The sequence below is a fragment of the Streptomyces sp. NBC_00775 genome (assembly GCF_036347135.1).
Lineage (GTDB): Bacteria > Actinomycetota > Actinomycetes > Streptomycetales > Streptomycetaceae > Streptomyces > Streptomyces lutosisoli.
On record NZ_CP108938.1, the window covers coordinates 5,103,936 to 5,118,461 of the forward strand.

Annotated in this window: 13 protein-coding genes; 6 read left to right on the forward strand and 7 right to left on the reverse strand. The window is 68.4% G+C overall.

Going from position 1 to position 14,526, the window contains the following annotated elements; translation table 11 throughout:
- Window positions 1-342 precede the first annotated feature (342 nt).
- The 3 genes from OIC96_RS22750 to OIC96_RS22760 are packed head-to-tail and all read left to right on the forward strand — an operon-like array spanning window position 343 to window position 3,694.
- Window positions 343-1,887 carry a circularly permuted type 2 ATP-grasp protein gene (locus OIC96_RS22750; protein WP_330306058.1) on the forward strand — a complete coding sequence of 515 codons (1,545 nt, stop codon included), beginning with the start codon at window positions 343-345 and terminating at the stop codon, window positions 1,885-1,887.
- On the forward strand, window positions 1,884-2,816 hold the full coding sequence (locus OIC96_RS22755; RefSeq protein WP_330306057.1) for an alpha-E domain-containing protein: 933 nt from the start codon (window positions 1,884-1,886) through the stop codon (window positions 2,814-2,816). The genes OIC96_RS22750 and OIC96_RS22755 overlap by 4 nt, the downstream gene beginning before the upstream one ends.
- A 35-nt stretch (window positions 2,817-2,851) precedes the next feature.
- Complete coding sequence (locus OIC96_RS22760; RefSeq protein ID WP_330310215.1) at window positions 2,852-3,694, forward strand: transglutaminase family protein; 843 nt, start codon at window positions 2,852-2,854, stop codon at window positions 3,692-3,694.
- A gap of 54 nt (window positions 3,695-3,748) precedes the next feature.
- On the opposite strand, the gene OIC96_RS22765 is transcribed toward OIC96_RS22760, so the two are convergent.
- The 5 genes from OIC96_RS22765 to OIC96_RS22785 all read right to left on the reverse strand — a co-directional run bounded on the left by OIC96_RS22765 (window position 3,749) and on the right by OIC96_RS22785 (window position 8,611).
- The gene (locus OIC96_RS22765; protein ID WP_330306056.1) at window positions 3,749-5,245 is read right to left on the reverse strand and encodes a hypothetical protein; all 1,497 of its coding nucleotides are present in this window, start codon (window positions 5,243-5,245) and stop codon (window positions 3,749-3,751) included.
- A 175-nt stretch (window positions 5,246-5,420) separates the two neighbouring features.
- On the reverse strand, window positions 5,421-6,083 hold the full coding sequence (locus tag OIC96_RS22770; protein WP_330306055.1) for a M15 family metallopeptidase: 663 nt from the start codon (window positions 6,081-6,083) through the stop codon (window positions 5,421-5,423).
- Between the two features lie 103 nt (window positions 6,084-6,186).
- Entirely contained in the window at window positions 6,187-6,810 is a 624-nt protein-coding gene (locus OIC96_RS22775; protein WP_443058349.1) for an RloB family protein, read from the reverse strand.
- A complete protein-coding gene (locus OIC96_RS22780; protein ID WP_330306054.1) occupies window positions 6,788-8,053 on the reverse strand; it encodes an AAA family ATPase in 1,266 nt (421 codons plus the stop codon). The genes OIC96_RS22775 and OIC96_RS22780 overlap by 23 nt, the downstream gene beginning before the upstream one ends.
- A 75-nt stretch (window positions 8,054-8,128) precedes the next feature.
- Entirely contained in the window at window positions 8,129-8,611 is a 483-nt protein-coding gene (locus OIC96_RS22785) for an ATP-binding protein (RefSeq protein ID WP_330306053.1), read from the reverse strand.
- 268 nt (window positions 8,612-8,879) lie between these two features.
- On the opposite strand from OIC96_RS22785, the gene OIC96_RS22790 reads away from it, so the two are divergent.
- Together OIC96_RS22790 and OIC96_RS22795 are read left to right on the forward strand one after the other, a co-directional pair.
- Entirely contained in the window at window positions 8,880-9,770 is an 891-nt protein-coding gene (locus OIC96_RS22790) for a helix-turn-helix domain-containing protein (RefSeq protein ID WP_330306052.1), read from the forward strand.
- A gap of 2 nt (window positions 9,771-9,772) precedes the next feature.
- Window positions 9,773-9,973: a DUF397 domain-containing protein gene (locus OIC96_RS22795; protein ID WP_330306051.1), complete on the forward strand. Its 201-nt coding sequence runs from the start codon at window positions 9,773-9,775 to the stop codon at window positions 9,971-9,973.
- Here the strand turns inward: OIC96_RS22795 and OIC96_RS22800 are convergent.
- Both OIC96_RS22800 and OIC96_RS22805 read right to left on the reverse strand, forming a co-directional pair.
- Complete coding sequence (locus tag OIC96_RS22800; protein ID WP_330310213.1) at window positions 9,951-10,445, reverse strand: hypothetical protein; 495 nt, start codon at window positions 10,443-10,445, stop codon at window positions 9,951-9,953. The two genes, OIC96_RS22795 and OIC96_RS22800, sit on opposite strands and share 23 nt — an antisense overlap.
- Window positions 10,446-10,630: 185 nt before the next feature.
- Window positions 10,631-11,758: a sugar ABC transporter substrate-binding protein gene (locus tag OIC96_RS22805; protein ID WP_406501846.1), complete on the reverse strand. Its 1,128-nt coding sequence runs from the start codon at window positions 11,756-11,758 to the stop codon at window positions 10,631-10,633.
- Between the two features lie 302 nt (window positions 11,759-12,060).
- Here OIC96_RS22805 and OIC96_RS22810 point away from each other — a divergent pair, with 302 nt between their 5' ends.
- Window positions 12,061-14,484 carry a PA14 domain-containing protein gene (locus OIC96_RS22810; protein WP_330306050.1) on the forward strand — a complete coding sequence of 808 codons (2,424 nt, stop codon included), beginning with the start codon at window positions 12,061-12,063 and terminating at the stop codon, window positions 14,482-14,484.
- Window positions 14,485-14,526 lie beyond the last annotated feature (42 nt).

The window sequence follows — 14,526 nt, forward strand, 5'->3', positions numbered from 1 at the left end:
TTCGGCGGGTTCATGCACCCCCCTCCGCCACCGACTGACGACCGCTCCTCTTCACCCCGGGCACCTTCTCACCCCTATTTGCCCGTGAATCTCCCCACCTCCTCCCCGCCCCTTGCAACAAGATGACGGTGGCGCGGCCCCGCCCCCCGGTGCATGGTGGTACCGCTTCCCACGGGCGCGACGGCGCTCCGAGCGGCCCTGGTCGATCACCCCCCTTTTCGGCCAGGGCCGCGGCACGCGCCGGAGCGTGGCGGCGCGCGGCGGAGCGCGACGAAACACCGCGTGAGCCGGCGGAAATCGTCGAGTGATCGGCGCGTTACGTATCGCACTTAACGTCAGTCCATGGCGGACATATTTGACGCGTACGCGTTGGCCGATGCGTGGGACGAGATGTTTGAGCGGCCGGGTGAGGTCAGGACCGCCTATGAGCCGGTGCTGGCGGCGCTTCAGCCGATCGAACCGGGTGAACTGCGGTTCAAGGCCGATCAGATGGCCCGTGCGTCCACCGATCGAGGTGTGACCTACGCCTTCGCGGGCGAGGAGCGGCCCTGGCCGCTGGATCTTGTTCCCAGGATTCTCGACGCGCTCGAATGGGATCTCATACAACGCGGGGTCGCTCAACGGGTCAGGGCCCTTGAGGCCTATCTCAGCGATGCCTACGGGCCGTGCCGGGCCTTCGAGGACGGTGTCGTCCCGTGGCGGCTGCTGCTCAACTCACCGCATTTCCACCGAGCCGCGCACGGGGTCGAGCCACCGGGCGGTGTCCGGATTCATGTCGCCGGGATCGATCTCGTACGGGACGAGGCCGGGGACTTCCGGGTGCTCGAAGACAACGTTCGCGTGCCGTCCGGGGTGTCGTACGTCATCGAGAACCGGCGTGCGATGACCCGGATCTTCCCCTCCCTCTTCGCCGAGCAGCATGTCGTCCCCGTGGACGGCTACGCGCAGAAGCTCCTCGCCGCGCTCAGGGCCGCGGCCCCGGACGGGGTCGGCGACCCGCGTGTCGTCGTGCTCACGCCCGGGCCGAGCAACGCCGCGTACTTCGAACACGCCCTGCTGGCCCGGCTGATGGGCGTGCAGCTGGTGGAAGGGCACGATCTGGTCTGCCGGGCCAACCGGGTCTGGATGCGGACGACGCGCGGCGAGATGCCCGTCCACGTCGTATACCGGCGGCTCGACGACGACTTCCTCGATCCGCTGCACTTCCGGCCCGACTCGGTGATCGGCTGCCCGGGCATCCTGAGCGCCGCACAGGCGGGCACGGTCACGCTCGCCAACGCCGTCGGCAACGGAATCGCCGACGACAAGCTCCTCTACACGTACGTTCCCGATCTCATCCGGTACTACCTGGGCGAGGAGCCCGTTCTCCCGAACGTGGAGTCGTTCCGGCCGGACGAACCGGGCCAGCTGGACGCCGTGCTCGACCAGATCGACCAGCTCGTCATCAAGCCGGTGGACGGCGCGGGCGGCCAGGGCATCGTCATCGGGCCGAAGGCCGACCGGGAGACCCTCGAACGCACCCGTGCCGCCGTCGCCGCCGACCCGCGCGGCTGGATCGCGCAGCGCCCGGTCGCCCTGTCCACCTCCCCCACCCTCGCGGGCGAACGCATGGCGCCGCGCCATATCGACCTGCGTCCGTTCGCCGTCAACGACGGCAGTGACGTATGGGTGCTGCCCGGCGGGCTCACCCGGGTCGCGCTCCAGGAGGGGAACCTCATCGTCAACTCCAGCCAGGGCGGCGGCTCCAAGGACACCTGGGTGCTGGCGGAGGGACCCGCCGAACATCCCGAGCCTGAGTTTGACGGCACCGTTCCGGACGTCGTCCCGCGCCAGCTCGGACCCGACGGCACCCCCGCCGTCGTACAGGAAGGGGCACAGCAGCAGTGAACGACGTGATCCTCTCCCGGATAGCCGAAGCCCTGATCTGGACGGGCCGTTACGTGGAGCGGGCGGACGCCACCGGCCGCATCCTCGACGCCTACCTCCACCGGCTCCTCGAAGACCCCTGGCGCGACGAGGACGTCGCCTGCCGCTCCCTCTACGCCATCCTCGGCGTGGACGCCGGCGACGAACGTGTCGACATGCAGCAGGTGTTGGACCAGCTGGCCTTCGACGCCCGCTCGACCTGCTCGATCGAGGGCGCGCTCGGCGCCGCCCGCCTCAATGCCCGCAGCGCGCGCGAGGCGGTGTCGTCGGAGATGTGGGAGTGCCTCAACTCCACCTGGCACGCCCTCGCCGACCAGCGTCTCGCCGCGCGCCGCACGGGTCCGTACGCCTACCTGGAACTCGTACGCCGCCGGGCCGCCCTCTTCTTCGGGCTCGCCGACTCGACGATGAGCCGGGACGACAGCTGGCGTTTCGTGGTGCTGGGCCGAAGTCTGGAGCGCGTCGACATGACCGTACGGCTGCTGTCCGTACGGGTGCTGGACGCGGCGCACGCCCCCGACTGGCCGACGCTGCTCAGCGCGAGCGGCGCGGACGAGGCATATGCCCGGGTGTACGGCGGTTTCGGCGACACCCCGCGGGTGGCCGAATTCCTCCTGCTGGACCGGGACTTCCCGCGCTCGGCCCTGCACGCCCTCACCACGGCGGAGGAGTGCCTGGCGGCGCTCGGCCGCCCGCGCCAGGACCCGGCACGCCGCCCGATAGGCCGTATGCGGACCCGCCTGGAGTACCTGGACCTCTCGGCCCTTGAGGACCAACTCCCCCTCCTCCTCAAGGACTTGCAGCAGGCGTGCATGGCCTCGGCGGAGGCGGTGGCGGAAAAGTTCTTCCCGTACCAGGGGCCCGTCGAATGGGCCCAGGAAGGAGCGTGAGCGACATGAGCAACGTGATCAACGTGAGTGCGTCCATGACGCGCCGTCTCCGCATCCGTCACACCACCCGCGTCTCCTACGCGCAGGCCGCGGTCTCCTCGCACAACGAGGTCCGCATGACCCCGCTGACGCTCCCCGGCCAGACGACCCTGGACGCCCGGGTGACCGTGAACCCCTCCACCGCCACCTGGTCGTACTGGGACTACTGGGGCACCCAGGTGACCGGCTTCGACCTCATGGAACCCCACGCGGACCTGACCATCACGGCGTCCAGCCTGGTGGAGACGGCCCCGCCGGGCCCGCTGAGGGCTGCCCCCACATGGGCGAAGGTCGCCGAAGTGACGTCCCAGTCACGCCTGTTGGAGTACGCCGCGCCAACCAGCCGTACGACGGTGTCGCCGGAGCTGGTGGAACGGGCGAGGAGCCTCACATCCGGCCTGGACCCCCACGAGACGGCGGTCGCGGTCTCCTCCCTCGTCACCGACCAGGTCCGCTACATCCCCGGCGCCACCGGCGTGAACACCAGCGCCATGGAAGCCTGGGAACAGGGCGCGGGCGTCTGCCAGGACATCACCCACCTCACGACAGGCCTCCTGCGCGGCCTCGGCCTCCCCACCCGCTACGTCTCCGGCTACCTCCACCCCGAACGCGAGGCCGAACTCCACCGCCCCGTCGCCGGCCAGAGCCACGCCTGGATCGAGTACTGGGCGGGCGACTGGACCGGCTACGACCCCACCAACAGCACCCGGGCCGACGAGTCCCACGTGGTCGTCGGGCGCGGTCGCGACTACGACGACGTGACGCCGCACAAGGGGGTGTACCGGGGGGTGGCCGGGGGGCCGCCGGAGGTGACGGTGGAGTTCACGCGGGTGGCGTGAACTCCGGCCGTACGTCGATGACTTGGCGACCGCGGTGACTTGGCGACAGGCGAGTCAGGAGGCAGGCGCGAAGACGAAGAAGCCGTCGTCGGTGGAGAGGTAGCCGTACCGGGAGGTGTCGTTGAAGTAGGGGATCTGGTCGGTGGTGAGGTCCTTGGCGAGGACCTTCTTGGTGTGGGCGTCGACGGCGACGACGGTGTGGTTGTCGTCGTCGATGCCGTTGTCCGTAGCGTCCGTCGTGCCGTACAGGACCGAGCCGTCCGCGGAGAACCGGACCGGCGCGAGCGCCTTCTCGTTCGTGCCCTGGGCCCACAGCTGCTTGCCGTCGGCGGTCTGCCGTACGACGGTGCCGCTGTCGGTGGCGGCGGCGAACAGGTCGCCGGAGGGCGCGAAGAGCGGCTCTTCGACGCTCGGATAGGACACGGTGGCGGTCTTGGCGCCCTTCAGGTCGTACCAGGCGTCGATCCAGGTGTCCGAGCCCGCCTGGGTCTGCCAGGCGGTGAGGATCTTGCCGTCCTCGACCCGCAGCACCCGGGTCGCCTCCGACATGCGGTCGCCGTCCTCCCGGAACTTCACGCCCTGGGGCGGCGTCACCTCGCCGCTGCTCCAGACCTTCGCACCGGTGGTGAGGTCGGAGAGGGTTACCTGCTCGGGGTCGTACTCGTAGCCGCTGGCGTTCTCGAAGCCGGCGTAGTAGGTGCCCGTGATGAGCGGGGCGTACGTCGACTGCCCGGTGGCCAGTCCCTCCTTCGGGAGGAACGAGCAGCCGGCCTGGGAACCGGTGCAGCCGACCGTGCGGGCGGTGCCGCCGTCGATGGGGGTGAGGCTGAGGGTGTTGTCGGCGACGGCGACACGGTAGCCCTCGAAGAGGTAGGCGGCGTCGTACGTCTGCTCCTCCGTCGACTGCTCGTCTTCCTGCGGGAGTTGGCTCGCGCCGAGCTTCTTGCCGGTGGCGTCGTACAGGGTGGCCGTCGAGGTCGTCGACTCCTCGGTGAGCCCGTCGGACTCGGCGGTCGCGGACGTGCTCACGGCGACGGCCGGTACGCCTTCGTGCCACGTCGTGACGGAGACCATGTCGGCCTTCACCTTGAGGGTCTTGCGCAGGGCACCGGTCTTCACGTCCCGGAACTCCAGGACGAGGTTCTCCGGTTCGTCCGCGAAGAACAGCACACGGTTCTTCGCGTTCTCCGGCTCGCCCTGGGCTTCATTGTCCGAGAGGTAGGCGCCGTCGGCGTCCTTGGCGAACAGCAGTGTGTCGCCGAGGTCCAGTACGCCGGGGGCGCTGCCGCCCTCGGTCGCGGCCAGGCTCCATGCGGACTTCCGGGCGAGGCCGGGCAGTTGGGGGCCCTTGTAGGCGGGACCGGCCCCGGCCTTGCCGCCTCCGGACGCAGCGCCCTTGCCGTTCCCGTCGGACCCGCCCTCGTTCGCCGCGTCACCCGACCCGCACCCGGTCAGCAGCCCGAGCGACAGCACCAGCCCAGTCACGCCCATCGCCATCGCGCCCCGCCTGCGCGGCGCCGCGTGCCGTATGTCCCCGTTCATTCCAGCCATGCGAAAGAATCTCCCCGTGATCGTCAGGTGGCAGCGCGCAACCCTAGACGATCTTCAGGGAGTTCATTGACCAGTCCTTGACCCGGACGCCCGGATCGTCCGCCTCGTCGGCCCCGCGGGCGTGCATCTCCACAGGATCTCCGCGCCCCACGAGGCCAATACCAACCGACCTTCGTCAAGCGTCGAGTTCGAGTTCCCGGGGCCCGTAGAGCGCGTGACCGGCACCCGAGGCGAGGGCCCAGTACCGGTCGCCGTAGGACCAATGCCACCACTCGGTGGGGTAGTTGACGAGCCCTACGGCGGTCAACGCGTCGCCGAGCAGCTGCCGGTTGGCCCGCGCCTCCAAGCTGATGTTCTCCGCCGCGGTGTAGCAAGCACCGTCGCTCACCTCCGGGTTCGCGTTCACCGGGGTGCCCATGTCGAGTTCGCGACCGTCGGCGTCCACGAGGGTGAGATCGACGGCGGCACCCGCGCTGTGCGGGGCGATCTCCGGCGGGGACACATACCTGCTCGCCGCGGACCGGAGCCGCTCGGCATCCCAGTCGGGGTTGCTCGCGCGCAACTCGTCGGCGTACCGCTCGAAATAGATCCGTTGCAGGCTGGGCGGCCGGTACCCCTCGACGAACAACAGCCGTACGCCGTCCGGCAGCAAGGCCTGTGCCTCGACGAGCCTGCTCAACACCCCTTCCCGCAGATGCGCGAAGGCTCCCGATCCGTCCTGTCTCCGCCCGTCGACGGGAAATGGCGCCTTCTCCCGTACGTCGAGGAGAGGCTCACCGCAGTCCACGACGGGTATCGCGGCGATCTTCGGGTCCGACATCAACACGATCTCTGCCATGAATGGATCATGCCGTACGGCCCTGGGGGCGGTTTCGGGCGAGTCGGGATCGTGGAGTGTGCACAGCAGAAGCCACCCAAGGGTGGGCAGCGCGATGCCTCCCTCACGCGCGGGACCGCCCCGCAATCCGTTCGACCAGCGTCCACATGCCGGTGGCCGGATTGACTTCGTGTTCCTTGCCGGAGGGGGCAAGCCTCCTGGCACGCGGTATCGCGGACTCCCATCCGTCCACGAAGTACCGGAAGTCGAGGCGGGACTTGTCGTAGCGGGGTAGATGGCGTGCCAAGTGCGGCAGCAGTTCGCGGTAGCTTCCCGCGTATGCGGTGTGTGTGCCGAAATGCAAAATCAGCCACAACTCGAAGCACGGGTTGGAGACGGCGACCTCGATCCCGGCGTCTCTCGCGCACGAGACGGCACGCGACACGTCCGGGAACTCGTCGACGTCGAAGACGCACCACACCTCGTCGAAGTCACTCCGGGACAACTCTCGTTGTCCTGCGGCGTACTTGATGAGCTGCGAGGGCGCGCACGACTTCGTGGCGATCCGCACTGTGACGGCGGGATTGGCGACATGCGCGACCAACCCGCGTAAGTAGTCGCTCTCGGTTACATCCGCACCACACACGATCAGCAGCCTCCGGCGGGCTTCCCGCTTCCCCGCCACGCGCCTCAGGTCCGACTCGAAGACGGGGCGGCGGCGCCCGCTACTCTTCGGGGTCCTCGCCACCAGTCTCCTCCCGCACTGCGACAGCAGCCGCGAACAGCTCTTCGTTCAACAGCGGTACGGCGCCGTAACTACCGCCCAGATAGCGGCGTTCCCGGTTCTCCTCCTGGCGCGGCTTGAAGTCGGAGAGCGGGTAGAGGGTCGTCTCCCCGTAAGCGTCCTTCTCAACAAACCACACCTGGTCCCGCTTGAGGATGTCCTCACCGCCGCTGTGCCCCAGAAGGCTCGCGTCGTGCGTTGTCAGCAGAAGCTGAGCCCCCTGCGGATTGGTCTCCTCGTTCTGGAACAGCTTGATCAGATGGGCGGTGAGCCGGGGGTGCAGGCTGGAGTCGATCTCGTCGACGACGAGGAGCCCGCCGCCGTCCAGCACCGTCAGCACCGACTCCGCGTATGCCAGCAGTGCCTTCGTACCGGACGACTGGTGTTCGAGACCGAGCCGTACGGGGCCGCTGCGGCCTTGGTGCTCGACCCAGACGACAGGCACCTCGTGGGACCGCTCCGAAGACTTGGGCCCGCGCGGGACCACGTAGTTGACTTGGTCCACTCCCACGTTCTCGATGCCCAGATCCGCGGCCTTGAGCAGCCCGATCACGCCCGGGATCCGAGCTGGATCCTTCAATAGTTTTCCCACCAACATGCTCAGGAGGAGGAACTCCCACCCTGAGCCACCGCGAAACCGCACCCCTTGCGCGAACCACTCGTACACCGGGAGAAACGCATCCTGTCGGGACCGCGCGGCGACGGACATGAACAGGCTGTTCGGCTCGGTGATCTTCCTGACCAGCTCCAGCTCCTTACGGGGCTGCGCGTCGCCGAAGGAGAAGTCCTCGCCGCTGCGCTGGAACACCATCCGCTTCCGCCCGTGCGGGTAGCTGTAGAGCCACTCGTCTACGACCCGGTCGTCATCGAGGCTGAAGCCGTACGTGTACCGGACACCCTCGAGCGACAGATCCACGACGAACCAGGACGGCTGTCCTCGGCACTCCTCGTCGAGCGCGAAAGGGTGACGTGCGATTCCGGCGCCGGGCTCGGCGTTCAGGTGTGAGGAGCTCACCATCTCCGCCATGTAGCGGAGGGCGTCCACCACGTTCGACTTGCCTGCCGCGTTCGCCCCGAAGACGGCGGCGACGGGGACCGCCTGCCAGTCCGTCCCCTCCGGGCGGTCCGCCTCGTACACCGGGCCGAGCAACAGTTGCTGCTCTTCCTTGATGGACCGATGGTTGGCGACGCGGAAGCTGAGAAGCACAGCTCATCACCTCCTTTACGGGGTTAGGACGCATTCTGTGCGGGAAATTTGCAGCAATTAGCCTCTGTCCTCACATTACGGCCTGGCAGGTCCCAAGGACAGGCCAACCGCCCGTTCGAGTGGCAGGCGATCGCCCTCCCCCAACTCGAACCACACCCCCTTCGCGAACCGCCCCGCCCGTTCGCCCGCCACGCCCCACAGATCCGCCACCTCCGCCACCAGCGCGAGGCCGCGACCCCAGCAGGCGGTGCCGGTGGCGGCCGGCGTGACCGGGGGCTCGCGGCTCTCGTCGTACACGCTCACCCGGAGGCGGGCCGGGGTGAGCTGGACGCGGAGCATGGCGGTGCCCTTGGTGTGGAGGTGGACGTTGGTGACCAGTTCCGAGGTGCACAGGGTCGCGGGCGTGATGAGGGGTTCGCGGTCGAGGGTGAGGAGCACGGTGCGTACGAAGTCCCGGCAGACCTTGGGGGCGGTGGCGTCGGCGGGGGCGAAGAGGCTGTAGTCGTAGGCGAGTTGGGCTGGGCGGTGGGCTGCCCTGCGGGCGGGTTCCATTTCCATGGGGGGATCGGCTCCTGTCGGAGAGCTTGTGGAGTGGGGGGTAACGCCCGCGATGGCAGTGTCCGGCTCCGGCTGGGGGGCGGATCGGGTGCGCTTTCGCTTGTGGGCAGGGGGAGTTGGACAACTCCGATACAGTTCCGGAGAGTTAGTGGCGCAACACTCACGGTAGGGAATAAGGGTTACCGCGTGCAACCTATTCGCCGGAATAGGTGGCCCCCGCCGCTCGGGCGGGGCAGACTGGCGCCAACCCAGTGGGAGAGGAAGCACGTTGGCACTGCGCACCAGCACCACAGAACGGCAGCGACGCCTCGGTGCCGAACTGCGGAAGCTGCGCGAACAGGTGGGCTACTCCGTGACGGAGGGCGGTGAGATCATCGCCATGGGTCGCGCCCACCTGGGACACGTCGAAGCCGGCCGCACCGCGATTCCGGCGGAGAAACTGCGCGCACTATGCCACGCCTATGGGTGCACACGAGAACCTTTGATCGAGGCCCTGGTCGCGATGAGCGAGGACAGTGGCAAAGGCTGGTGGACCGAGTACCGCCGCGCGCTCGCTCAACCCGTGCTGGATCTCGCTGAACTCGAAGCATCCGCCGACGCGCTCTTCTCGTACGAGTCGCTGTTCATCCCGGGGATCCTGCAGACGCCGGAGTACACGCGCTCCATCTTCCGGTCCAGCGATCGCCCGCACGACGACCTGGAGAGGGCCGTCCAGTTCCGCATGGAGCGGCAACAGATCCTCACCCGGCCCGAGCCGCCGTCCTTGCACACAGTGATTCATGAGGCGGCCCTGCATGTGCGGTTCGGCGGCGTGCCCGTCATGCGCCGACAGCTCCTGCACCTGATTCGCATGGCGGAACTGCCGCGCGTCACCATTCAGGTGCTGCCGTTCACGGCCGAAGGGCTGTCCGCCTTCAGCACCCCGTTCCTGTTGGCCGACTCACACGGGTCGGCCCTGCAGACGGTTCTCGTCGAGAACCCGGCCGCCACGGTCTACATCCACGAGGGCAGCGCGGTCCTGAAATACCGCCAGCGCTTCGACCGCCTCCGCGCTGCGGCCCTGCCGCCCCTGGATCCCGCGGTATCCGCATCCACGCACGAGTCCCGTGACTCCCTGGCCCTGCTTCAGCACTTGCTCTACAGCCTTCAGGAGGCCTGACCATGTCCGAACCGGCCTGGCAGAAGTCATCGTTCAGCGAGGATCAGGCGAACTGCCTCTTCATCGCCACCACCCCCGACGGAACGATCCGCCTCCGCGAGAGCGACGAGCCCCAAACGGTCATAACCACCGCCCCGCAGGGGCTCACCGCACTGCTGCGACACATCAAGTCGCGGAACATCAAGTCGTCGCCCAGCTCCTGAGCAACGCTTCCCGCGCCGGGCGCCACGGTGTCGTGCCGCCGCCCTCGGCGCGGCCCCATTCCAGCAGCCGCGCCACGTCCGCCGTACCGTCCACGAACCGGTGCAGCAGCTCCAGGGACAGCTCGTACTCGGACTGGACGTAGCCGCCGGGCACCGCGCAGTGCACGGTCAGCTCGGCTGTCTCGTCGGTGGCCGTGCGGACGTGGAGCTCGAAGGGGGGCGGGGCCTCGCCGATGCCTGCCCCGAGGTCGAGGACCGTGTCCGCGACGCTGTGCATCAGCCAGCCGGTGCTCGCACGCACCTGGACGTGGTGGACGTCGACGGCGCGGACGTCCGCCCAGGCCCAGGATCCCCGCTGGTCCGCGCCGACGGCCTTCAGGCCCTCGGGAGTGAGCCGGACGCCGCGCCCCTGTCCTTCGGGCTCGGCACCCAGGTGCACACTCTCCTCGGTTATCCAGAACAGGCCGATCATGGCCACGGGGTGCCTCCAGCAGGACGATGACAGTACGTCGCACCGTACGACGTACGGTGCGACGTGCGGTGCGACGTGCGGTCATCCTGTGAGACATCCGCGGACCGGGAACGGTTTACCGGCAGCCGCCCGGCCCGCGTACCTCGTACCGCTCTACCGCTCTACCGCTCTACCGCTCTACCGCTCTACTTCAGTCCGATCGCCGTGCACGACGCCTTGTACACGGCCGTGCAGATCTGCTTGACCGTGTAGATGCCGTCCGCGATCACCGTGTCCTGGATGTTGGCCTTGGTGAGGGCGACCACGGGCACGAGCTGGGCCGGAACGTCCTTGTTCGTGGGGCTGTCGACCTTGTCGCGGGTGAGGGCGTCGAACTCGATCGAGCGGCCCTGGACCTTCGCCACGGCCATCTCGGCCGCGGCGTTGGCCTCGTCCGGGTAGGACTTGTAGACGCTCATGTACTGGTCGCCCTTGACGATGCGCTGCACCGCGTCGAGCTCGGCGTCCTGCCCGGTGACCGGCGGGACCTTGCTGACGCCCGCGGTCTTCAGGGCGTCGATGGCGGCGCCCGCGATGCCGTCGTTGGCGGAGTAGACACCGGCGATGTTGTTGAGGCCGACGGCCGCGATGGCCTTCTCCATGTTGGCCTTGGCGTTGACCGGGTTCCAGTCCTTGGTGTCGTACGTCTTGGCGATGACGACCTTGTCCTTGAGCTCGGACGTGGCGCCGGCCTTGAACTGCGCCGCGTTCGGGTCGGTGGTCGCGCCGTTCATCATGATGATCTTCTTCGAGGCGGCGTTCTCACCCAGCGCCTCGACGAGGGCCTTGCCCTGGACCTCGCCGACGAGTTCGTTGTCGAAGGAGATGTACGCGTCGATCGGGCCCTGCGCCAGGCGGTCGTACGCGATGACGGGGATGCCGGCGTCCTTGGCCTTCTGCACGCCGGCCGCGATGGACTTGGAGTCCACCGCGTCCACCAGGATGACGTCGACCTTGTCGTCCACCATCTGCTGGAGCTGGCGGTTCTGCTTGGCCGCGTCCTGCTCGGCGTTGGCGTAGACCACCTTGCCCTTGTTGCTGGTGAGCTTCTCGACCTGCGCCTTGATGATGGGGTAGTCGAACTTCTCGTAACGGGTGTTCTCCCTCTCCGGGAGGAGCAGGCCCACCTGGATGTCGTCGCCCTTTGTGGGGCTGGCCTTGGTGCTGCTTCCGCCGATTCCGTCCACGACGCCGCAGCCGGCGAGGGTGACGGCCATCGCGGACGAGGCCAGGGATATGGCCGTACGACGAAGCCGGGCGTTACGAGTGTTCACATCAGGTGCCTTCCGGGCGAGGTTGCAGCATTGCGACCCAGGTGGCTGAAAGCCAACGCGGCGATCACCTCAGCGTCAAGGAGTAACCACTTAACGAGATGGCAACAGCGTTCTGTGTTCCCCAAGTGAACACGATGGGAAGAGGTTACGCCCTCGCCTTCCAGCAATCCCCTCAGCTTCACCCTGAGTCGCACAAGTCACTGCAACTGCCTACAACCAAGTGGCCACTTCAGGAGTCGTGATCGTCAACGGCTTTACCTCCCGTTGACGATCGGCGACGATCGGCACTCCTGAAGGAACGCATGAACCCAGCCAGACGCACGACGGCCGCGGTCTCCTCCGCCCTCGTGCTCGCCACCACGGGCGCCCTGCTCACCGCAGTCGCCGCGCCCGCCTCCGCCGCGACAACCTGCGCATCACCGGTCTATAAGCGGCAGTTCTTCGCCAACACCACTTTCTCGGGCACACCGAAGAAAACGGACTGCGACTCGGCGATCGACCAGAACTGGGGGTCGGGTGCTCCGGCTTCGGGGCTGCCGACCAACAACTTCGGCGTCCGCTGGACGGTGACGCGCGACTTCGGCTCCGGAGGCCCCTTCGCCCTCCCCGTCGCCACCCAGGACGGCCTACGGGTCTACCTCGACGGCGTCCGCAAGGTCGACCTCTGGAAGAACGTGTCCTCGACGGTGAAGAAGACCGTCAACGTCACCATCCCCTCCGGCAAGCACACCCTGCGCGTCGACTTCGTCAACTGGACGGGCGCCGCGAATGTCAGCTTCGCGTACACCCCACGCACAGCGGCGAGCGTCGACACGGTCAAGCCGCTGACCCCGACCGGTGACGCGGTGACGTACACCACCGCGACCGGCAAGGCCGCCCTGACGTGGTCCAGGAACAAGGAGATGGACCTCGCGGGCTACCGCGTCTACCGCCGCCTCAAGGGCACCTCGTACGGCACCAAGCCCCTGGCGACGACCACCTCCACCTCGTACACCGACATCCCGCCCGCGACCGGCGAGACGTACTACTACGAGGTCCGCGCCTACGACAGGGCCGGCAACGAGTCGACGGGCACCGCGGACCAGGGCGTCACGACCGTCGACAAGACCCCGCCCGCCGCACCGTTCGTGGAGATGGACTCCTGCCCGGCCGACCAGCCCTACGCGGCCCCGGAGCTGGTCACCACCGCGGCGAACGCGGCCGACATCGCGTGGTACGAGATGCAGCGCCTGAACGCGGCGAGCAGCACCTGGACCACCGTGTACTCCGGCGCCAAGGGCGCGATCTGCGACACCGGTTATCAGGCCGACGGCAGCAAGGTCACCTACCGGGGGCGGGCCCGCGACGCCGCCGGGAACTGGTCCGTGTACTCGGCCGCCACCACGTTCACCACCTCCGATCTGACACCGCCGGCGACCGCCGCCGACGCCCACGTCGTGTACGAGTCGGGCGTTCCCCACCTCGTGTGGTCGCCCGTCGCCGGAGCCGCCTCGTACCAGGTCCTGCAGTACGACCCGGCGACCGGCGGATACGTCGAAGCCCTCACCGAGGGGACCACCACGACCACCACGACACGGACCGATGTCGTGCCGCGCCAGCGAGTGGCTGTCGCCGACACCTACAAGTACGTGGTGCGCTCCGTGGACGCGAAGGGCAACGCGGCCGCCCCGGTGGAGGTCGCCCTGTCGATGGCCGACCGGCCGGAGGCGATTGCGCCGTTCGCGACCACCGCGGTCAACTACGGCGAGGGCGTGTCGATCGAGTGGAGCAGCGCCGACCCGTGGACCTACGGCGAGAACCAGCCGCTGCTCACGTACCGGATCGTCCGTACTGACAAGGCGACCGGCGAGAGCAGCGTGGTGACCGGGTGCAAGCCGAACAGCTCGCAGGACCTGCCGCTGACCGACCCGAAGACGTACTGGACCTGGAACACCGGCGACGCCCCCGCCTACGCCGGCTCCCGGCAGATCAACGGCGCCTGCCGGGACGTCTCCGGCGCGTCCGAGACGACGTACGAGTACACGGTCGTGACGATCGATCCGTACGGCCATGAGTCGCAGCCAGGCCCTGCCGCCACCGCGACCATGCCGGACACCAAGCGCCCGGACCCGGTCCAGGACCTGACCGCGGAGCGGGTTCCGCTCGGCGTACGGCTGACCTGGACGCCGCCGGCCGACGACGACGTCACCGAGTACTACGTGTGGCAGGGCATGACCGACCCGGACACCGGCGAGACCGTCTGGGAGAAGAACTGCTGGACCCATAGCTCGGCCGCGACCGAGGTCCTCTGCCCGACCGTCCCCGACGGCGCCACCCACGTCTACAAGGTGGCCGCCGCGGACCGCTTCCATCTGTACGAGGACGAGGGCCCGGACTTCTTCCACACCACCGAGGTGTCGGTCGAAGTCCCCGACACCCGGCCGCCCGGCTGGACGGGGACCGAAATCCGTGCGGACGAGTACCCGGAGCTGTACGTCGGCTGCTCCGAGAGCTCCGGTCTCGGCGACTGCACCCGGTTCGTGAGCTACCGCGTGGAGCGCTGGGACCCGGTCTCGGCCGCCTATGTCACCCTGACCGAGGGCACGATGGGCGACGCCGTGTTCTCCATGGACACCACGGTCCACGAGGACGCGCTGGGTCTGTACTACTACCGTGTCGTCCGCCTGGACTCCGTCGGCGCGCAGGCCGCGACCACGTCGACGGCGTATGGCATCTGGGACTACTGACTCTGAGCCCGCACACGGAAGGGGCCCGGAGAGAAATCTCCG